We start from the raw sequence: 20,637 nt of genomic DNA, 5'->3' as shown, positions 1-20,637 counted from the left end.
GCGCATGCTCGAGAACATGACCGATCTGGTTTCGTTTGCGCTGACTGCCTGCTCCGATGGTTTTTTCGAGCACATGGCGAATGACGAGAGCGTGCTGCCGCTGAACGCGATGGCGACCGCTTCCGCCGCGACCGCAAGCCCGTTCGTTTTCCAGATTTCGATTTTCGTGCTGGCCTGCTTCGTCGGCTACTACGTGGTGTGGTCGGTGACGCCCGCGCTGCATACGCCGCTGATGTCGGTGACGAACGCGATCTCTTCCGTGATCGTGGTCGGCGCGCTGCTCGCGGTCGGCGTCAATCTGGCGGCCGATCCGGCGGGTGCGTGGTGGGCGCGGGTGCTCGGCTTCTTCGCGCTCATCATGGCGTCGGTGAATATCTTCGGCGCGTTCCTGGTGACGCAGCGAATGCTTGCCATGTACCAGCAGAAAAAGAAGTGAGGCTGCTATGAACGCAGATATCGTAGCCGTCCTCTATCTCGTCTCCGGCGTTCTGTTCATTCTGGCGCTGCGCGGACTATCGCATCCGACTACGTCGAAGGCGGGCAACCGCTACGGCATGATCGGCATGGCGATCGCAATCGTGACCACGCTTGCGTTCTCGCCGCCCGCCGACGCAGTCGGCTGGGGCCTCGTGATCGGCGGTCTCGCGATCGGCGCGGCCATCGGCGCCTACATGGCGCGCAAGATTGCGATGACGCAGATGCCGCAATTGGTCGCGGCGTTCCATTCGCTGGTCGGTCTGGCTGCCGTGCTGGTCGCAGCGGGCGCGCTCTATGCGCCGTCCGCCTTCGGCATCGGCTCCATCGGCACGATTGCTTCCGCCTCGCTGATCGAAATGGCGCTGGGTGCCGCTATTGGCGCAATCACGTTCACCGGCTCGGTGATCGCGTTTGCGAAACTGAACGGCAACATGAGCGGCGCACCGATCATTCTGCCCGCGCGGCACATCATCAACATCGCGCTCGCAGCGGCGCTCGTGATCGCGACGGTCCTGTTTATCCGCACCGAAAGCCACGCGCTGTTCTGGGCGATCGTGCTGCTCTCGTTCGTGCTCGGTGTGCTCATCATCGTGCCGATCGGCGGCGCCGACATGCCGGTCGTCGTGTCGATGCTGAACTCGTATTCGGGTTGGGCGGCAGCAGGCATCGGCTTCACGCTCGGCAACGCGGCGCTCATCATCACCGGTGCGCTGGTCGGTTCTTCGGGCGCCATTCTGTCGTATATCATGTGCAAGGGCATGAACCGCTCTTTCATCTCGGTCATTCTCGGCGGCTTCGGCGGCGAGACGACCGCGGCCGCGGGACAGATCGAGTCGCGGCCCGTGAAGCAGGGCTCGGCCGACGACGCGGCCTTCATCATGAAGAACGCCGAGAAGGTCATCATCGTGCCGGGTTACGGCATGGCGGTCGCGCAGGCGCAGCACGCGCTTCGCGAAATGGCGGATAAACTGAAAGAAGAAGGCGTGCAGGTGAAATACGCGATCCATCCGGTCGCTGGGCGCATGCCGGGCCACATGAACGTGCTGCTCGCCGAAGCCAACGTGCCTTACGACGAAGTGTTCGAACTCGAAGACATCAACTCCGATTTCGGTCAGGCGGACGTTGCCTTCGTCATCGGCGCGAACGACGTGACCAATCCTTCCGCGAAGACCGATCCGAAATCTCCGATCTTCGGCATGCCGGTGCTCGACGTCGAAAAGGCGAAGACGGTTCTGTTCGTGAAGCGCGGCATGGGCTCCGGCTATGCGGGCGTCGAGAACGAGCTGTTCTTCAAAGACAACACCATGATGCTGTTCGCCGACGCGAAGAAGATGGTCGAGAACATCGTCAAGGGGCTGTGATTGCGATTTCGTGATTACCGATATCGATCACTCAATAACGCATACAAAGCTCGAATAGACTGCGCCTCTCCGCCTTCCGGTCGGCCCGGTCGGGCCTTCGGATTCCAACCATATATGTCGAGATGCATCCAGCTCTCTGTTTGTTCGACAAACTTCGACAGAAAGAGAGCAGCTACAATTGCTCCAGCCTGACCACTGCCAACATTGTTGGTATCTGCTGATTTCGATTCCAACATCTTCACATAGGGCTGCCAAAGCGGCATTCGCCAAAGAGGGTCAGCTTGCTCAGATGAATGTTGGGCAAGTTCATTCCAAGTTGCGTCATCGTTGGTAAATACTGGAGGAATATCCGGCCCAAGCGCTATTCTTGCGGCACCAGTTAGAGTAGCAAAATCAATCAGCAGTTCTGGTTTTTCTTCGTCGGCTAAAGTAAGCGCATCTGCGAGAACTAACCGCCCCTCTGCATCGGTGTTTCCTATTTCAACTGTCAAACCTTTTCTGCTTTTGAGAATATCGCTTGGCCGAAAAGCATTTCCAGAAATTGAGTTTTCAACGGCCGGCACAATGACGCGAAGGCGCACTTTAAGTTTTGCGTCCATAACCATATGTGCCAGGGCAAGAGCTGCAGCCGCACCTCCCATGTCTTTTTTCATCAATAACATCGACGCGGGTGTCTTAATATCAAGACCGCCTGTGTCGAAGCAGACGCCCTTTCCAATAAGAGTCACTTTAGGATTTGACGGCTTACCCCACGTGAATTCAACCAGTCTCGGTGCGCGTTCGCTGCCCTGCCCAACCGCATAGACAAGCGGGAAATTCTTTCTCAACAAAGCTTTGCCGATGACGCTAGTTACTTTAGCTCTGTGTTTACGCGCCAACTGTCGAATTGCTGTTTCAAGTTCAGCCGGACCCAGATCGTTCGGCGGCGTATTAATTAGGTCTCTTGCCAAGGCCAAACCGTCAGCAATGCGCAGGACTTCTGCAGCATCCACGCCGGACGGAACGACGAGATGAGACAGTTCTCTTTTACTCTTTCGATAGCGATTGAAATGATAAGTGCCTAAGGCAAACCCTAAAGCTGCCAGGCGCGGGTTACGAATAGGTTCAACGAACCGCCATGCTCCAACCGGCAGTATGGCAGGTAGCATTCCGGTTATCAGCGGATCTGAAAGTGTTCCGCTGGCCTTTCCAAGGCCAAAAATACAACCCGCTACCGAACCTTTATCATCTGGCAATATTAGATAACGGCCTTCATCTGGCTCGAAGCCGGATGCTACAAGGTAAGCACGAGCAACAGCCGAAAGCTCGTCGCGAACGCTATTCCAATTTTCGCTATCGACAAACCAAATTGGCTTTGGTTCAGCTGCCGACGAAACTACGGCGCGGTATATTTTTTCTGGCAATTGACTGTCTCCGGCATTGGCGCCGTTTACCACGCGATCTCAAGTTGAGAAAGGCTCAGTGGGAATATATCGCCAGCTCGTCAGCGCCGTGTGCCAAGCACCATAATTACGAAACCGAGAGCCGTTGCTAAAGCCATTAGAATAAACGGCCAAAAATAATTCCCTGCCAAATCATAGCTTATTCCTACTGCGACTGGGCCGCCGGCAACTCCCACTGTCGCAATGAACTGGCTCATCGAATAAATTCTGCCGTACTCGCGCGTGCCGAATTTTTCTGCGAGCAGCAAGGGTTGCATCACCAACGAATTTCCAATTGTTACGCCAAAAAGAACCACACAAGATAAGATCGCTAAACGCTGGTCTGCAAAAGCGAGAAAGAAGAGCGCAACTCCCTGTACCGCCATCAGCTGTAGCGTGAAAGTTCGAACTGACATTTTTATTACAACCCAACCGCCGAACATTCGGCCAACAATGCTCGATGAAGCAAGAAATGCTAGCGCGAGTGCGGCTGTCTCTAGCCCATTCCTGAGGTTTGCTAACCGATAGAGATGTGCAATGGCCCCTACCTGGGCACCTAGAATAAATAAGTATGAAATCGAGAGTGAAAGATAGAAAGCAGTTTTCTTCGCCTCGTCGTACGATACCGAAGAGTAGTCGGTAGATGCGTCATTCGATGCAATGCTAGCTTGGCCGTCCGGATTCAATCCCAGATCTTCAGGATTGCTACGAATCACAAGAAGCGTGATTGGGACAATTCCAAAGAAAAACAATGCAGCCATCCACGGACCGGTTGCACTCAACCCACCGCGTTCAATAGAAAGCGCCACGAATGGTGAAATAAAGATCCCCCCCATCGAAAATCCTGTCGACGCCACAGAGAGAGCGATCGCGCGTTTTGCTTTAAACCAACGAGTAACGAGAGTCGTTACAGGCACTAGATTGGATGCGCCGTAAGATAGGCCGAAGACAATGTGAAAAAGAAAAAGCTGCCAAGTCTCTTGCAGATAACCAACTGAAAAGAGGCAAGCAGCGCCTACGATCGCGGCGCCAACCAGCACTCCTCTAATGTCATACCGGTCGATAATCCTCCCCACGAGCACGCCAGAGATTCCACCTGAGACGAAAAAAGCCGCTGTCGCCGCACTCGTCAATGAAACGGGGAAACCTCTCTGCGCAACAAACGCGTTGAGCAAAACGGAAAGATTGTAAAAAGCTAATCCGGATGTGACTGTGGTAATGAGAAAGATGGCTGCAACTATGCGCCAACCATAATAAACCTGCTTTTCAGCAAACATCTTAGAACCGAGAGCACGGGTTAAGGTAGAGCCCCGGCTGTTACGTTGAAAGTGGAGCGTTGCTAGAAGGCAACTACTCGAGGGCTTAATAGGTCCGGCAGCTCGTACTAGCCGCTCTGCAGAAGGAGAAGCGAGGTTTCAGTCTCGATCCTTCCACAAGTCGCACATTCAAAAGTATAGGAATCTGCAGATACGACGGTTGCGATCATTGTCTTGTCACAACGCTTGCAAATGCGCGAATAGGAAAGCTTTGCTACTTTCTCACTAGCCTTTCCCAACTGATTTCTGTCTGTATTTTGGGACTTTAGCATCGTTTTCGACTGTCTTTTAAGGTTATGAAACGATGGCACATAGCCTCCCACCTCGCAACAAATCTGGCTGTAGAGCAGCTATGCCTCCGAAAGAATTCCGGATCATGTGCACGAATGATAACGGTTTCAGGAGGGACAAAGACGAGTCTAAAGCACGCGTTGATATTTCCAGCCGCGCTCGGCCTTTGATGTGAATGCAGTGAAATCAAGCGCTGAAGAGCGAAAATTGGATTTGTTCAACGGTCCAATTCTATCGACGCTATTACGGCTAAGCATTCCTAATTCCTTTGCGATGTTGGCTGCGATTCTCGTATCGCTCGCTGAGACCGTCTACGTCGGCCTCCTCGGGACAAGTGCCCTCGCGGGTATCGCAGTAGTCTTTCCGCTACTTGTGCTTCAGCAGGGCTTGTCCGTTGGAGCGATGGGAGGCGGCATTACTTCCGCGATCAGTCGGGCACTTGGTGCGGGCGATCAAGAGCGAGCGGAGGCGCTAGCGTTGCATGGCGTGGCAATCGGTGTTGTTTGCGGCGTCTCAACCACCGCCGTCATGCTAACTTGCGGCCCAACAATTTATCGATTGTTGGGCGCGACGGGAGACGTACTTACAAAAGCACTTGAATACTCTAACGTCGCGTTTCTTGGCTCACCTCTTATCTGGTTGGCCTTTACGCTTATCGCTATTGTTCGAGCGACAGGTAACATGCGCCTCGCCTCGGGGGTCGCGCTCTTTTCTCTAACTCTCCAAGCTGCTGTAGGCGCTGCTTTGGGATTTGGATTGGGACCCCTACCAGCCTTAGGCATGTCTGGAATTGCATTAGGCCTAGTTGTTGGCCTCGCGAGCGCTGCCGCATTTTTGGCATTCTACCTTTGCTCGAACAGATCGACAGTTCGTATCAGATTCTCTGGGTTCACCTTTCGCCGCGAGCTGTTCAGCGAAATCTTGCAGGTGGGGCTACTGACGTGCGTCTCTACGATTCAAACAACTCTTGCCGTTCTCATCATGACGTCTTTTATCGCCCGCTATGGTTCTGAAGCGTTGGCCGGCTACGGCATCGGGGCTCGATTTGAGATGATTCTGATACCACTCTCAGCAGGCGTAGGAGTTGCGTGCATCCCCATGGTGGGTATGGCGATCGGAGCCGGAAACGTTGCTAGAGCGCGCAGAATTACACTTATAGGTGCAATTCTCACTGCGTCGGTCGTCGGAGCGTTGGGTCTCGTGCTTTCAATTGCTCCTCAAATCTGGGCAAATATTTTCACGGACAATCCGACGACTCTTCAAGTCGCACATACATTTCTACATTGGACAGGACCTGCTTACGCCTTCTTTGGGATGGGTATATGCCTTCTTTTCGCATCGCAGGGAGCTCGAAAGGTCCTAGGCCCCGTCCTCGCTGGAACTGCCAGACTAATTACGATTTTTTTCGGCGGTTTGGTATTGGTTTATATGGAAGCGCCGATGCATTATTATTTTGCACTCGTTGCCGCCGCGATGATCATCTACGGTACCGCAGCAGCCTTCGCAGTTTATTTGGCGGACTGGACCCCAAGAAATCAACATAGATAGTAGTGCCAACATGCTCTAGGCGTATGCTTCTTAACAGAAAGACCTGGGGTACTGCCTGCGGCGCCTATGACAATGTCAGACTGACCTTTATTAAATCACTTAACGCGAACCTTTTTTGTGCTTTTTTCGAGAAGCAACAGTTTTGTCTTCCGGAATCTTTGCAATAATCTTCAAAGTAGCATGCGGATCTAAATCTATAACCGTGGCCAGCTGCAAGAATTCTACTACGTCGAGGCGACGCTCTCCGCTTTCAATGTTCGCAACAAATGGCTGATGTCTACCCAGCTTCCGGGCGACTTCCGCTTGGGTAAGCCCTGCGGCTCTACGTTGCCGTGCAACAAGTTCCGCCAGCCGCTTATGCCGCGGTGAAAAGATCGATTTTGGCAAGCAAAACCCGACGGTTGGACCGGGTTTCGGCTTAATCCGACTTTTAGATTATCCAAAAATTGTATAATTACTGAGGAATTCTGTATGCGAGTGAACGATGGCCTCAAAGCATCAAATGACGGGAATGCTGGGTGTGTATCTGGTAGCCGCTGAACTTACGCAACGAGGGCTTATTGTTTCGATCACTTCGCGGAACGCTAAGGGCGCTGACATAATCGCCGTCGATCAGTCCTACGAACGAGCATGGTCGATACAGGTCAAGACCAATCGAAAATCCAGCAAGTACTTTTTACTGAGCAAGGATTTTAAAACTACGCACGCAAAACAGCACGTATACGTTTTTGTAAATCTTCGCGGAGAGGAAAGGCCAGATTACTATGTTGTTCCCAGTACTCACGTGGTGAAGCATGGACGCTCCTGGGAAAGGAGCACCGGTTCGGAATGGCACGGGTACGACAGAGATGTCGCGACTGAGTTTCGCGATAACTGGTCATTGTTTGAGTAGCGTGAAGAGCTACCTGGAAACCGGCAATCCAAGATTAATAAATTAATGTTCGCGGTTTGACAGCACTACTCCAGTTCTTAAGAGTACGAATCAGAAGTAGGCGCCCTCTCCCGGCCGTTTAGTACTGCCGCAGGTCGCGACGACCCTTCGCTTTTTACACTTGTGCTCTTCGCCAAGCGGCGGAGCCGTGCAATTTTTGGAGGCGCAAAAATGGAAAGAGTTCGTCTAATCTCAGATTTTCAGAAAAAATTAGAAGAACCTGTCGCCACTCTACCCCGCCAAGTGATGGTTGTTGATCAAGCTGTTTCTCAACAAGTGGAGCACAAGCCTGTTTCTAAGCTAACGCGTTTGCCCAATAGCCCTCGTGTTCATTCAATTCGACAAATCAAGCTGCTCAAGCGATCCATCGAACTCTTTGGGTTCGTCAATCCCATTCTGATCGATACAAAATGCCGTGTGATTGCCGGCTGGGGCCGCGTTCTCGCAGCTCAGGCGCTCCAGTTGAGAGAAGTGCCAACGCTTAGGATCCATCACCTCAATGAGGATGAACTCAGAGCCTACGTGATCGCTGACAATCGGTTGGCGGACAAAGGCGGATGGGACCGAGAACTGCTTGCGTTGGAGCTTCAAGGATTGAACGAGATCGGCTTTGATATAGAGGCGATTGGCTTTGAGAACGCAGAGCTCGACATTATCCTTGAAGAAGCAAAAGAGGCGCGAGGCGGTGACAGCGCGGAAGATCGCCTTTTTGAAATCTCGAATAGCGTAATAACTCAACCCAATGACCTTTGGTCATGTGGTCGGCACAAATTGTTGTGCGGTGATGCTCGTGAGGCTGAAGCTTACAAGCGTATTCTCGGCAGCGACAAAGCAGCGCTCGTTATCACAGACCCACCATACAACGTGCAGATCAAAGGTAACGTATCTGGTCTTGGCCGGCACCAGCATGCCGAATTTGCCATGGCTAGTGGAGAGATGACTTCTACCGAATTCTCATCATTTCTGAGCGCCGCAATCGAGAAATTGATCGCCTACAGTGAAGACGGATCCGTGCATTTCATATTCATGGATTGGCGCCATATCCAAGAAATGATGCTTGTCGGGCAACAGCATTACTCCAAGCTGCTAAATTTATGCGTTTGGTGCAAAACTAACGCCGGCATGGGCTCATTTTACAGGAGCCAACATGAACTGGTGTTTGCCTGGCATGCTGGTAATGCGGCATACCGAAATAACATCGAGTTAGGGCGGCATGGCCGCTCAAGGTCCAACGTTTGGACATACGCTGGTGTGAACACATTCAAAAAAGATCGCGATCAGGAGTTGAGCATGCATCCAACGGTGAAGCCCATCGCTCTTATTGCAGATGCAATTAAAGACTGTTCAGTACGCGACTCAATTATTCTCGATCCTTTCGTTGGCAGTGGCACAACACTCATCGCGGCGGAACAAACGGGTCGCATCGCTTGCGGTATTGAGATTGACCCACGCTACGTGGATGTCGCGATACGAAGGTGGCAGGCATATACAGGTAAAATGGCTATTCACGTGGAAACTGGACGTACGTTCGAGGAAATTGAAGCTAGTTGTTCTAAAAAACGCAGCAGAAGGTAATCGAATTATGGCCAAGAATGAACCTGAAACTATAGCCGCGACTGCTAACGATGTGAGTACGAAACCTGTAATACCTCGCGTGAGACTCAATGACTGGGTTCCGCGAGTTACGACAGTTACTTCATTCTCTTCTATTTTTAATCCGCCGTTCCCGCGAGAGCCTAACAGATACGAGCGGTCGTTGAATGGAGAGGCCTGGGAAGGAGAGAGCTCAAACTCCGCTGTTGGTTATGGCAAACCGCCTCGTCATACGCAGTTCAAACCGGGAACATCAGGAAATCCAAAAGGGCGGCCGAAGAATGTTAGAAATCTAAGGAAAGCTGTCGAGGAACTCTTCAACGGAAAGGTTACGGTCCGCGAAGGTGAAACGACGCGAAAAATGTCAAAACTCGAAGCTGTATTTTTGAGAAATTTAAATAACGCTTTGAAGGGCGATCATCGAGCAATTCAAGCTGTCACTGGAATAGCAAAAGATCTGGGCCTATTGAATGCGCGTCCGAAACAACTTTCGCTTAGTGGCTTAGAAAACCTCACAGACGATGAGCTTAGGCTGTTGGAGCAGCTACTCACGAAGGTGTCAGGTAAATGGATTTGAAGTAGATGTTTTGCGCTTTCAACGGCACTGAACTAAACTTTTGCTTTCTAGATGTGTAGCTATGAAACCCTGAAGTCCAGTTTCTTTGATAGTCTAACCAGATGATGTGGTGGCCACCATACCGTAAACGTGTGCTCGCAGAAGCTGACGAGTACATGGAGGCGTTCGGTGAAGATGCATATTCACGATGCCGAACCGACTGTATTTCGGCAGCAGAAAAGCACGACAATAAGCGTTGGACGTTCCTCTGCGCTGTTAGAAAAGTGCTCGCTAGGAAATTTAACCGCGACCGCTACCTCGACACCGCGACGCGCTATCTAGAGCAGGAACCCTACGATCCGGGTCCGGGCCGGGTAGTTCGCCGGCCTAAGGACACAACACTGCACTAGCGGCTATCCCCGCAGAAATGGCCTGCAATTACCCAGTGGACTTCGTCGCAATAGCAAGCATCAGTCTGGGCGCCCCGCCCAGACTAATGGCAATCGCGGGGCTTCGGCAGTGACAGCGATCCGCTGTTACAAGTGGAGGATTCCATGCCGAAGAAGCAGAAGTCTAAGTCCAGAAAGCGTAAAAGTGGCCACAATCACTCTGTGTCAGCCGTAACTACGGTGCAAGAAAGACCGCGTCGCAAGGACAAATTCACTGAGTTGTTGACCCGTACTCGAGGCGCTTCAATCGAGGAAATTTCAAAAGCAACGAGATGGCTGCCGCACTCCTGCCGCGCGCAGATCTCGAGTCTGCGTAAGGCAGGTCACAACGTCGATACGGCTCCCGGCAACGAAGGTAAGGTCGTCTATCGCATTATCGGAGCCGCAAAGAAGTTGCCGCCTCGCCCGCGGGTAAAATCGTGAGCAAGAAGATCTATACGCTTGAAGCAAAGGCCGCGCGCGAGCGCGGCCTCGTTGGAGCGAAGCAACAGGAAATTGCTGCCCAGATCGACGAGATTCGCTTCCTGAACAAGGACGAGCTTCGGCAGCGCTGGAAGGCGATGTTCAAGAAGCCGGTGCCCGAGGCGCTCACCAAAGACCTTCTCGTGCGGATGATCGCGTACCGGATTCAGGAGAAGGCATTCGGCGGGTTAGACCGCGAGACGGAGAAGCTTTTTGAGAGCTACGCACGAGGCGACAAGGCTTCCGCAACACAACGCCGTATGAAGTCTGGCACCGTGCTGCTCCGCGAATATAAAGGCGTTCGCCATACCGTGACGGTCGCTGATGGCGGCTTCATCTGGAACGACAAGAAGTACGCCAGCCTCACCATGATCGCAAAAGAGATCACCGGCACTTCGTGGAACGGGCCTAAGTTCTTTGGGCTTCGCCAGAAGAAAAAGGAGCGAGACCCCTATGGAGCGACATTGCGAACTCCCAAGCGGAGGGTAAATTCATGAAGTCCGCTCCCAAAAAGCAGCTTCGTTGCGCGGTCTATACCCGCAAATCGACCGACCACAACCTCGAGCTTGAGTTCAACTCGCTCGACGCCCAGCGGGAGGCTTGCGAGGCCTACATCAAGAGCCAGGCCCATGAAGGCTGGCGCCTCGTTCCGACCAAATACGACGACGGCGGGCACTCCGGTTCAAGTCTGGAGCGCCCTGCGCTTCAGAAACTCCTAGAAGACGTTCGTGCGGGGAAGATCGACGTCATCGTGGTCTACAAGATCGACCGTTTGACCCGGTCGCTCACCGACTTCGCCAAGCTCGTCGAGGTCTTCGACCAGCAGACCGTATCGTTCGTCTCAATTACCCAGTCCTTCAATACGACCACGAGCATGGGTCGGCTGACACTCAACGTGCTTTTGTCCTTCGCTCAGTTCGAGCGTGAAGTGATCAGCGAGCGGATTCAGGATAAGGTCTCCGCATCGAAGCGAAAAGGCATCTGGGTCGGCGGACCTGTCCCGATAGGATACCACTCCATCGACAAGAAGCCTCAGATTGTACCAGAGGAAGCAGCGACCGTCCGAATGCTGTTCGCGCGGTATCTTGATCTCAAATCAATCAGCGCCCTTCAAGAAGAACTGGACCGGAAAGGCATCCTCACAAAGCGGCAAATGCTTTCAACCGGCAGACTTCGGGGTGGCTGCCGCTTCGGGAAAGGCACCCTCCAGTATCTCCTCAGGAATCGCTTCTATATCGGAGAAGTTGATTATCGAGGCGCGATTCATAAAGGCGAGCAGGAGCCCCTCATTGATCGGGCAACGTTCGACGCTGTTCAAAAACTGCTCACCGAAAAAGCAGTTCTTCGTAAGAACAAGCTCGCGAGCTCAGACGCCCTTCTCCGAGGCCTACTGTTTGATGATCGCGGCAATCGAATGACCCCAAGCCACTCGATCAAGCGTGGCGCTCGATATCGCTATTATATCTCGGTAGCGCTGCTTGAATCCAAGAAGGATGAGGCTGGATCGGTTGCAAGAGTGACCGCTACGGAAGTTGAAGACTTGGTCATCGCCACACTCCGGCAACAAGGAGCCATTTCTGAAGATGAATCTGTCACTCGCGAGTTGCTTCAAATCGTCGTTGAATGCATCGAAATTCAGGGAACTGAAATTAGAATAGAACTCGCCGACAAATCGCTCGGCAACAAGGGCCTTGTTTCGGTGCCATGGCAGAAAGCGCTACCAGGAGCTCCGAAAGGGGTGATTCACGCACCCGCGACGACCGGCCGGCAACTTACTCCTGAAACGCGGAATGCCTTGCTTGGCGCAATCGCCCGTGCACGCAAATGGGTCGCTGATATCGAGTCAGGGCAAGTAAACACAATCGACGAAATTGCGAAGCAGGAAGGCAATGTGGAGCGGCATATCCGACTGCTCCTGCCCCTCGCCTTCACACCACCCACTTTGATCACGTCTCTTGTAGATGGCACCGCACCTCACGACCTGACAGTTACTGGTCTCGCCAAGCAGGTTTCGCTTACGTGGGGATAGAATTCGTGACTCTAGATGAAAACTATTCGGCTTTTGATTCAAGAATCGAAGCGGTCAGACTGCCGTTTTTCACTGGATCAATTCGATCTGCTTCTTTTCGCGCCCACGCCGCCCAGTCGTTCGCCTCAGAGTCAGATAATTGTACCTCGGCGGCTCGCAACAAAGCAGCATCCACATAGTCCCGAATATCAGTGGCACGCCGCAGTGATTTTGCTTGCGCAAGGAGCCTCCCAACCCGCTCGCGTGCAAGCTTTTCTTGGAGCTCTCTTTCCTTACGTTCCCTCTCCTCTTTGCGACGTACTTGTTCAGCTTCAGCCTTGATTTTCTGCTCGATGATCCATTGCCGTCGATCAACCAACGTTTGGCGATAGCGAGATTCAGCTTCCACCAACATCGCGACCATTATCTCAGCCAAGCATCCTTCTAGACGGGATGTCTCATTATCCTCCCAGGATTTTGTTGATTTTTCTCGATCGTGAGCTGAGCCAAAAGCCAATCGCAACGTTTCTCGCTTCTCATTCTTGGATGGCATCGGCTCAACGTTAAACGTCAATCCCGATGCTCCTATCGATACTTGAATATCTCGATCCCGATCATCGTATTTCGATGTACCCATAGAAGCTCGGCAACCAATTCTGGCTAGCGCTAGAAATAGGGTGTTCAAAATCAACAAACGGCGGCGTTCAAATCCAGACTCATACTTTAGCTTGTGAAAGCTATGACCGTACTTCTTCAGCTGCTCTCGTGCTTCCTCATCATGCGCAAGTAGTCGCGCTACCAAAGGATGCGCCGGCTCGAATTTGGTCGAGTGACGAACCTTACCGACTATCTCTACAGCCCTCGCCTCAACAGATGATAATGCCTCGTCGAAGACAGGCTCCTCTGGAACCCGCATCTTGAGATACTCTTCGACCCAATCAGAGTTGTAATAGTACCTTGGCCCGCTATCTCCTATCTGATCAAAGGCTCCGGGGAAGCGAGGTGGCAGCTCAACTTGAAACGTCTTTTTGCCAGCCTGGTGTCGAGCCCAATACCCTCTACTTGGAACCGGAATATTCGCTTTCTTGCAGTGCTTTGCGAGTGCAATGTCCGAAATACCGATGCTCTGTGCAATCGTCCTCATCGGTTGGGACCAAACAAGATCGTAGAGCTCTTTCCGTGTGAATTCCCTATTCATGTTCGTACTACGCTCCGTCTAGATGAGCGGATTTTAGGACGGCTAAACGAACTGGCTAAGATCGACCACCCTAAGATCTATCAGAATAGAAAAGCTGACTTATTAGATCTCCAATCAAAGCTAACAAGTCGCGACTAAGACATTTGTCTGAAGACCAATAGTTTCGGATGAAGGTGGCATCATTAGTTCACGTCAATCTCGAAGGCAGCCGTAGTCTTGGGTAACGGATAGTTGTCACTGCTATATGGAGCAAACTCGTGTTACTTTCTTGGATACATGGAGCAACAATCACCAGTTCTGTGTGCCCACTCGTTAAGGCGGAACGAGTTATGAATGCGCTGCAGCAAAATCCCACATTTTCAGCCAATTGACATACATTGACGGTTTTCAGTTACCAGTAATCCTCCCGGCTTTCGAATTTTGGAATTGACGTTTACGCTGACTGGAAGGGAAGCGGGAATTTAGTTTCTTGGCGGGCGTCTCTGCATACAAAGCAATTTTGGTCGTCGATGGGCACTGGCTTAACGGCAACGATCAGCAATTGCGAAAACTACGCTCTAAGAATGCGATTCCGCTATCGGTTCGCGGCTCGCAAGTGCAAATGGCAAAGGGCGACGCGAGCCTGCAATTTCGCGGGCAAGACGGCAAATTGAATTTCGACCCTGAGGCTATTCTTCGTGTCTCGGACGAAAAGCAAGCCACTCTTCAATCATCTGTTTTGCTCGCAGACCTAAACAAACAACAGATAAATTCTAAGCAACTATTTTTCTTTATCGAACAGGCGGCAGACATCGTCCGCGTTACGCTTCACATTACTGATCACACCCTTTTAGAGCAGTTAAATAAAGAACGACCCGAGCTTCGTCTTCACGCCCACAACCTACCGCCTGAGAACATCACGGAATTAGAGCCGTCCCACGCTCGAGATGGAATGACTGCGGACAATTTATTCGATGTGGTTCTGCAAATAATCCAGCAAGCCGATCCAGACTTGTTCGCGACTCATACTGAAAGATTTTTAACAGCCCCGCACTTACTCGTTCCTCTACTCAGTCATCTGGCGAGCTTGAGCGCTGAAGACAATCTAAAATTTCCTGTTCAACTGAGAAAACTGTCTGACCACTTCCGCCAAATACTTGAAATGGAGAAGTCTCCCGTTCGGATAAAACACATCCAGCGCGATCACTTAGATATGTGGGCGGGCGCACAAGGCAAAAAGTTCGCATTCGTTGATGGAGGTGTTGCGAAAATTGCGGGGCTTCCAGGAACCGAACCTACAGCGATGAGAGTGGGCATCTATTGCGTTGAACCAGGGAACGAAACCTCAAAGCGCGAGCAATGGGAGCTCCAACCTTTTGTAGTGGGCGACATCATCGACAAAGACACTGGCGTCACCATGGATGACGATGACCAGATGGATCTTCGAAGACTTGGCGAGGCAGCCCGCTACGTTCTTGAACCGCTCGCAGCACTACGTTTCTTAAAAAAGTATCCAAACATTGATTGCGTTTTCTTGCATGGCCCGCTGATAAATCAGTTTGTTATGTACGACGAAGATGAACCGCACTTCATCCCATTTCTAAAGCAAGAGTTTTTGGATGCAGTTGGAATAACGCGTGATGAAGTTGAAAAAATCATCTCCGACATTCCTCGAAGACACAACAATGAAACGATGTGGCGTCAGTTCATGGCGGTCTACGGTTATATCACTTCAAGAATCTTTCACTCGAATGTTCCACTAGTTGGGGTCGTAGAACGAAGCGCTGGCGCTTGGCTTGCACAGGCTGTTCTAACAGGTGCGGTTGATGCGGGAGTTGTCAAAGATTCTTATCGCCGAAAAGTGCTGACGCTGTTGAAGAAGTATAATATCTCCGACGACTTTCTATTCGGCTGTGTATTAGCCGAAGGAGAGTACTTAACGCCCACAAAAATTCCCAAGAACGAAGTCAGACGCGCCCGCGAGCGTTGGCAGAAAGTTGTCGGTCAATACCAGAGACCATTTGCGACTGTACTTAAAACCACTGAGGTATCATTTCCATTTAGAATTGAAATGAATTCTGTGGGACGAGATAGGGAGGCTGACGTTATGAAAACTCTCTATCACACCGCTCGACTGCTACCGAGCTACGCATTTCCCGTTGGATTAGACATCGTAGACAAGTACGCAAAAGTTCCTGATTGGTTATCTAAAAATGTTTCTGCGCGAGTAGCAGCGAAAGTATTGAACCGGACCATAGCCGAAGGCGACGCTCGCCTTGTGACACAGGTACGAAAACTACTTGCTCATACTCCTCGGGACTTCTTCTACCGACCTCAAACAGACTAGATAAAGGGCATTGCATGATTGGCCGGCACATTGGCACCGTCGTTGGGAATACGTCGCCTCATGAATTTCGCTTCGTTGTGCGTAGCCGCGCCGCCAAAATGGGCGATCTAGTTGCCGTTGCAATGGAAATCCCAACTGGCGATGACAAATTTCGAAAGGTTGCTGTTTGGGGACGCATAGTGGAATTGGATCGCTACAATCCTTTTTTACCTGCCGAGGCTGGGCAAGAGTTGGCGGAAGAAGGAATTAAACTTCTCGACACAGTGCTCTCTTTCTCGCGCGATCAAACCGAAGCAAAAGTTCTCGTACTTGGAAGCACGCCCGAAGGAGACTTCCAACGAATGGAGCCTCTGAACTACCCAATTACACCAGGCGCGGAAGTATCTCTCCCTCCTGCGGAGATTGTTAAACGCATTCTAACAGGCGATGAGAATGTTCATCGGTTGAAATTAGGCACATTGGTGGGGCGTCGTGACGTGGATGTCCACATCAAGACAAATCCAGTCGTTGCGCGTCACATGGCCATTCTTGCCATGACCGGCGGCGGCAAGACTGTTGCCGCACGAAGAGTGATTCGCGAACTGTTGGAAGCAAGATACCCATTGGTAATTCTTGATCCGCACGGCGATTATCTGGGGTTCTGGAGTCGAAAAGACCTTTTCAAGAATAACGAGATCAAGCTTTTCTATCCAAGTGTTAGGGTTCAAGATCAAACGCGAGACCTAATCGCTTTCCTGGTCCGAGAAATGACGCAAGGTCTTACCGAACCTCAGCGTGAAGTTTATTTTCAAGCGCTAGAACATGTAAAAATCGACCCTAATGGCAACGATGTCGGTACCTTTATCGACCGGCTCGTTGACGAGGTTTCAAAAGTCCAGGCCAGAAGCGGCGGGACAGTCCCTGCGGTTAAGAGGGCGCTTCGAATTGTCCAAAGCCACATGAAGGCGATGGAACAATCCAACGACAAGCTTCGAAAACAGCCTCGACTCAAACAGTTTCCATTCGAGCCGCTCCCCGACCCGATGACCGAAGCACATGAGATCGTAAAACCAGGCCAGGCAAGCATCATTTATCTTGGCGGATACGACCATCTCACTCAATCGACGATGGTCTCTCTGGTACTCAAAAATCTATTTGAAAAGCGAGCTCAGCTAACGGATGAGATACCGCCCCTTTTGTGCGTGGTCGAAGAGGCTCACAATTTCATTCCGTCTGCTGGCGAAGGCCAGGCAAATACACCCTCCGTCGAAATCATTCGAAAAGTAATTACCGAAGGACGAAAATTCGGTGTTGGACTTCTACTTATTAGTCAAAGACCAAGTCGATTAGACGAAACGACGTTGTCACAATGCAATACTTACATGATCTTCCGATTGGTAAATCCCCGCGACCAATCATTCGTAGAGAAAGTGATGGAGAATTTGACGCGCGCAGATAGTCGTTTGCTCCCGGGTTTTGGCCCCGGTCAGGGTATTATCAGCGGACAGGGCGTTCGGTTTCCATTACTTATTCAAGTGGATCGCGACGCTGATCTTGAAGTCACAGGACTCGCCGACGAGAATTTTGTCGAAGAAGCTGCGAAGTGGAGTTCAAGCAGCCAAGCTGAGACCGCGAAAAGAACTAGCGATTTTTCGAACGACCTCGACTAGCGAATTCCGGTGCCTGCGTTTCTGTTGACTTGGAAAGCAAATATATGGCCGCACGAGAATATTGTGCGAATGGCCAGCGCCGCTCTGGATAAAGGCTTCGTAGACGAGTCCTGGCGCCTGAAATCGCACAAAACCGCCAAGGTAGGCGATAGAGTATGGCTTTTAAGGCAAGGCCCAGGACCGAAAGTAATATTCGGGAGAGGCCGTATTACCGGACCGGCAAAGCGAGACACGGTGAGCAATGGCGAAATTCAATGGATGGCGCCCGTTCGCTTTGACGCGATCGTGGACCCGAATACTCATTACATCGTCGGCGAAACTGAGACTCGAAAAATTCTTACCGACAGCCAGTTGAAAACAAGAGCGAGTGGCGGATTAATTACCGATGAGCAATCGAATTCCTTCGAACAAGTAGCCAAGCCAACAACGACGATACCCGAATCTGGACGCAGAGCCGATTGGAGCGAGGATGAACTAAAGGCAATCGTAACAGACTACTTTGCAATGTTACAAAAAGAGATTGCCGGCGATAAATATTCCAAAACCCAACATAGAAACGCATTGATGCAATTCGTACTGCGGTCTCCTGGCTCAATAGAGCGTAAACACCAAAATATTAGCGCCGTGCTCGCATCACTCGGACTGCCATGGATTTTTGGATATAAGCCGTTGTCTAACTTTCAGGATGCGTTGCTGAGAGCAGTTGAACAAGCCTTAGATCAAAATCTAGACCTGCCGGACAATACTGCACAACAACCAACAACGGAAAATGAACTGGCCGAGATAGTGGTCTCTCCGCCCAGTCCCAAGCTGGATCGCGCCAAGACCGCATCGATCCGGAGAATGGTCAGAAAGTACGACACTGCAGCACGAGACGCCGCAAACAGGAATCTCGGTAATGCGGGAGAAGACTTCGTAACCTATTTCGAAAAGAAGCGGTTGATTTCCGTTGGTAGAACCGACCTCGCCTCAAAAGTAACATGGGTTTCAAAAACGAAGGGCGACGGCTTAGGTTACGACATTGAATCTTTTGACGATGATGGCGAGAAAATATTCATTGAAGTCAAAACGACGCGCGGACCAATCGATACCCCCTTCTTTATCAGCCCCAACGAACTGAGAGTGTCAGCCGAATTGGGCACTAGTTTCCGTCTTTATCGAGCATTCTCGTTCGGCAACAACACAAAAATTTATATTCTCAAGGGGCCCGTTGAGAAAGACTTGAAACTAGAGCCAGCGTCGTATCGCGCTGAAGTTGGGACCGAAGACTAATCGTTACATTCTCCGCAAACTCGTAGCAATTCGCCTAGCAATGCGATCCGGATTCTTGAGTTCGTGCTGCCAAATTCGAACCGGTGTCCACCCAAGTCGTCTTAATTCAGCCGACACCTCACGATCCCGCTGTCTATTTCGTTTGAGTTTGGAGCTCCAAAATTCCTCATTCGTTTTCGGGATTGAGCCGTGCTTTGGACAACCGTGCCAAAAGCAGCCGTCTACGAAAACCGCTACACGCTCAGCGCGAAATATGAAGTCAGGCCTGCCAATAATTTTCGATTTTCGACGCCAACCCGTGAGGCGTTTCTCACGAAGTATATGGAGAAGACGCAACTCAGTCAGCGCGTTGCCGTGACCCTTCACGCGCGACATGATCTCGGAACGTTTGCTTCTCGAAAAGACGTCGGCCATATCGGATTCTATTCAGCCTTTCCTTTAACCTGCACTTCACATCCGATTTTGAACAACGATATCGGAATGCTATTGTTCTTTTAGTACTCCGCTGTTTTCTTTGTTCACTTCTGAGCGCTACGATTTCAGTTGGCTAAGTCAGATTTTTTCGCCTCGATCGCAAGAGCTTTTATAATTTGGTTCGCATGCCGGCAGATAAAGGTCGGCGGCAAAGCATTCCCGATCATTAAGGCAACAGATTCCTTGCTTGCATCCACTGGGAACCGATAACGGCGTGGGAAACTTTGTAGGATCGCAGCTTCACGGAGCGTAATCGCCCGGTGTTCGGACGGATGCAAGAATCTGCCTTTGGAGGGATTGAAACAACCGCCAGTAATCGTAGGTGATGGCTCGTCCCATGCCATGCGACCATATATATCCTTAAAACCGTTCGTACGTTTATGGCAATCTAATTGCCGCGAAGCGGGCAGGTCCGTTCGACTGCCGCCATCTTTTGGGATTTCCCGAATAAGCTTCATAATTTTTGCGCTTCTATATTCGCGCAGATTCTGTAACTCGTCGCGACTTTTACCGGGTCGTCGTAGATTTTCGAAAGCCTTGCGAACTGTCTTTAACGCTTTCGATTCCTTCGCAAGCGGAACCTTAAACCCGCGACCAGCAACCAGAATTAACCTCTTACGTCGCTGCGGTACGCCGTAATGTCGAGCGTCCTTTACGTCCCATTTTACCCAATAGCCGAGGCGACGCAGATCACGACAGAGTTTATGAAAGGACCAGTGCTGAGCGAGACCAGGTACGTTCTCCATCATAATGGTTTTAGGCAGGAATGCGCGCGTGAAGCGCATCATTTCATGAATCAAACTGTTGCGGTGATCACGCTTTTGCACCGACCCGTTCCTTGTCTTAAGCGTAGAGAATCCTTGGCAAGGCGGGCACCCGGCAAGCAAATCCAATTCGCCGCGTTCAAGTTTAAGAATATCTCGAAGCGTCTTTGCTCGCACGTTACGAATGTCGTTATGACATACACGAACCCGTTGATGATTGGCCCTATAAGTTTTTACTGCCAATTCATCTTTTTCAATTGCGGCAAGAACCTTAAATCCAGCAAGTTTGAGGCCAAGCGTGAGACCGCCACAGCCGGAAAATAAGTCGATTGCGGTGTGTTTCTTCATTCTGCATAGGAATTTAGGAGACCGATGGCGAGTCGGGCGCGCCGACTGTCGGCGGCAGGTATATTTGACGAATCCGCAACGGCCTCTCAAGCGCGGCGCTAAGCAGCTGATTCTAAATTACTTTTTTCTGCAGACTCGACGGTTGCAGCCCAACGGCTGACAAGTTTTGGCAGTGCCAGCGGCTATCGATCAG

General features: G+C 51.2%; 17 protein-coding genes. 11 read left to right on the top strand and 6 right to left on the bottom strand.

The window, feature by feature from the left end; genetic code table 11:
* Nucleotides 1–4 precede the first annotated feature (4 nt).
* A complete protein-coding gene (locus KF794_02785) occupies nt 5–436 on the top strand; it encodes an NAD(P) transhydrogenase subunit alpha (protein QYK45641.1) in 432 nt (143 codons plus the stop codon).
* Nucleotides 437–443: 7 nt separating this feature from the next.
* A complete protein-coding gene (locus KF794_02780) occupies nt 444–1,838 on the top strand; it encodes an NAD(P)(+) transhydrogenase (Re/Si-specific) subunit beta (GenBank protein ID QYK45640.1) in 1,395 nt (464 codons plus the stop codon).
* 14 nt (nt 1,839–1,852) lie between these two features.
* Here the strand turns inward: KF794_02780 and KF794_02775 are convergent, their stop codons facing one another.
* Complete coding sequence (locus KF794_02775; protein QYK46569.1) at nt 1,853–3,229, bottom strand: M17 family metallopeptidase; 1,377 nt, start codon at nt 3,227–3,229, stop codon at nt 1,853–1,855.
* A 92-nt stretch (nt 3,230–3,321) separates the two neighbouring features.
* The gene (locus KF794_02770; GenBank protein ID QYK45639.1) at nt 3,322–4,536 is read right to left on the bottom strand and encodes an MFS transporter; all 1,215 of its coding nucleotides are present in this window, start codon (nt 4,534–4,536) and stop codon (nt 3,322–3,324) included.
* A 537-nt stretch (nt 4,537–5,073) separates the two neighbouring features.
* Here KF794_02770 and KF794_02765 point away from each other — a divergent pair.
* Entirely contained in the window at nt 5,074–6,414 is a 1,341-nt protein-coding gene (locus KF794_02765) for an MATE family efflux transporter (protein QYK45638.1), read from the top strand.
* Between the two features lie 99 nt (nt 6,415–6,513).
* Here the strand turns inward: KF794_02765 and KF794_02760 are convergent, their stop codons facing one another.
* The gene (locus tag KF794_02760; GenBank protein QYK45637.1) at nt 6,514–6,801 is read right to left on the bottom strand and encodes a helix-turn-helix domain-containing protein; all 288 of its coding nucleotides are present in this window, start codon (nt 6,799–6,801) and stop codon (nt 6,514–6,516) included.
* Nucleotides 6,802–7,591: 790 nt separating this feature from the next.
* Between KF794_02760 and KF794_02755 the strand changes: the two genes are divergently transcribed.
* The 5 genes from KF794_02755 (at nt 7,592) to KF794_02735 (ending at nt 12,434) form a co-directional block, all read left to right on the top strand.
* On the top strand, nt 7,592–8,920 hold the full coding sequence (locus KF794_02755) for a site-specific DNA-methyltransferase (GenBank protein ID QYK46568.1): 1,329 nt from the start codon (nt 7,592–7,594) through the stop codon (nt 8,918–8,920).
* 7 nt (nt 8,921–8,927) lie between these two features.
* Nucleotides 8,928–9,515 carry a hypothetical protein gene (locus KF794_02750; protein ID QYK45636.1) on the top strand — a complete coding sequence of 196 codons (588 nt, stop codon included), beginning with the start codon at nt 8,928–8,930 and terminating at the stop codon, nt 9,513–9,515.
* A gap of 533 nt (nt 9,516–10,048) precedes the next feature.
* Nucleotides 10,049–10,366, top strand: coding sequence for a DUF3489 domain-containing protein (locus KF794_02745; protein QYK45635.1), 318 nt, complete (start codon nt 10,049–10,051; stop codon nt 10,364–10,366).
* A complete protein-coding gene (locus tag KF794_02740) occupies nt 10,363–10,902 on the top strand; it encodes a DUF2924 domain-containing protein (protein QYK45634.1) in 540 nt (179 codons plus the stop codon). The genes KF794_02745 and KF794_02740 overlap by 4 nt, the downstream gene beginning before the upstream one ends.
* Nucleotides 10,899–12,434, top strand: coding sequence for a recombinase family protein (locus KF794_02735; protein ID QYK45633.1), 1,536 nt, complete (start codon nt 10,899–10,901; stop codon nt 12,432–12,434). The genes KF794_02740 and KF794_02735 overlap by 4 nt, the downstream gene beginning before the upstream one ends.
* Before the next feature lie 22 nt (nt 12,435–12,456).
* Here the strand turns inward: KF794_02735 and KF794_02730 are convergent, their stop codons facing one another.
* Nucleotides 12,457–13,611 carry a hypothetical protein gene (locus KF794_02730; protein ID QYK45632.1) on the bottom strand — a complete coding sequence of 385 codons (1,155 nt, stop codon included), beginning with the start codon at nt 13,609–13,611 and terminating at the stop codon, nt 12,457–12,459.
* A gap of 469 nt (nt 13,612–14,080) precedes the next feature.
* Here KF794_02730 and KF794_02725 point away from each other — a divergent pair, with 469 nt between their 5' ends.
* From KF794_02725 to KF794_02715, 3 genes are all read left to right on the top strand, one after another.
* Complete coding sequence (locus tag KF794_02725; protein ID QYK45631.1) at nt 14,081–15,937, top strand: DNA double-strand break repair nuclease NurA; 1,857 nt, start codon at nt 14,081–14,083, stop codon at nt 15,935–15,937.
* Between the two features lie 14 nt (nt 15,938–15,951).
* A complete protein-coding gene (locus KF794_02720; protein QYK45630.1) occupies nt 15,952–17,586 on the top strand; it encodes an ATP-binding protein in 1,635 nt (544 codons plus the stop codon).
* A gap of 69 nt (nt 17,587–17,655) precedes the next feature.
* On the top strand, nt 17,656–18,858 hold the full coding sequence (locus KF794_02715) for a DUF3883 domain-containing protein (protein ID QYK45629.1): 1,203 nt from the start codon (nt 17,656–17,658) through the stop codon (nt 18,856–18,858).
* A gap of 3 nt (nt 18,859–18,861) precedes the next feature.
* On the opposite strand, the gene vsr is transcribed toward KF794_02715, so the two are convergent.
* Together vsr and KF794_02705 are read right to left on the bottom strand one after the other, a co-directional pair.
* Complete coding sequence (vsr, locus tag KF794_02710) at nt 18,862–19,272, bottom strand: DNA mismatch endonuclease Vsr (protein QYK45628.1); 411 nt, start codon at nt 19,270–19,272, stop codon at nt 18,862–18,864.
* Between the two features lie 125 nt (nt 19,273–19,397).
* Nucleotides 19,398–20,444, bottom strand: coding sequence for a DNA cytosine methyltransferase (locus KF794_02705; protein ID QYK45627.1), 1,047 nt, complete (start codon nt 20,442–20,444; stop codon nt 19,398–19,400).
* Nucleotides 20,445–20,637 lie beyond the last annotated feature (193 nt).

This window comes from Xanthobacteraceae bacterium (assembly GCA_019454205.1).
Taxonomy (GTDB): Bacteria; Pseudomonadota; Alphaproteobacteria; order Rhizobiales; family Xanthobacteraceae.
The sequence above is the reverse complement of the archived record's forward strand: the minus strand, read 5'-3'. Positions and strand labels throughout refer to the sequence as shown.

Coding starts and splice junctions, on each gene's coding strand:
- KF794_02730 (QYK45632.1), bottom strand. CDS start 13,611: ATGAATAGGGAATTCACACGGAAAGAGCTCTACGATCTTGTTTGGTCC.
- KF794_02745 (QYK45635.1), top strand. CDS start 10,049: ATGCCGAAGAAGCAGAAGTCTAAGTCCAGAAAGCGTAAAAGTGGCCAC.
- KF794_02780 (QYK45640.1), top strand. CDS start 444: ATGAACGCAGATATCGTAGCCGTCCTCTATCTCGTCTCCGGCGTTCTG.
- KF794_02705 (QYK45627.1), bottom strand. CDS start 20,444: ATGAAGAAACACACCGCAATCGACTTATTTTCCGGCTGTGGCGGTCTC.
- KF794_02750 (QYK45636.1), top strand. CDS start 8,928: ATGGCCAAGAATGAACCTGAAACTATAGCCGCGACTGCTAACGATGTG.
- KF794_02785 (QYK45641.1), top strand. CDS start 5: ATGCTCGAGAACATGACCGATCTGGTTTCGTTTGCGCTGACTGCCTGC.
- KF794_02755 (QYK46568.1), top strand. CDS start 7,592: ATGGTTGTTGATCAAGCTGTTTCTCAACAAGTGGAGCACAAGCCTGTT.
- KF794_02715 (QYK45629.1), top strand. CDS start 17,656: ATGGCCAGCGCCGCTCTGGATAAAGGCTTCGTAGACGAGTCCTGGCGC.
- KF794_02735 (QYK45633.1), top strand. CDS start 10,899: ATGAAGTCCGCTCCCAAAAAGCAGCTTCGTTGCGCGGTCTATACCCGC.
- KF794_02770 (QYK45639.1), bottom strand. CDS start 4,536: ATGTTTGCTGAAAAGCAGGTTTATTATGGTTGGCGCATAGTTGCAGCC.
- KF794_02720 (QYK45630.1), top strand. CDS start 15,952: ATGATTGGCCGGCACATTGGCACCGTCGTTGGGAATACGTCGCCTCAT.
- vsr (QYK45628.1), bottom strand. CDS start 19,272: ATGGCCGACGTCTTTTCGAGAAGCAAACGTTCCGAGATCATGTCGCGC.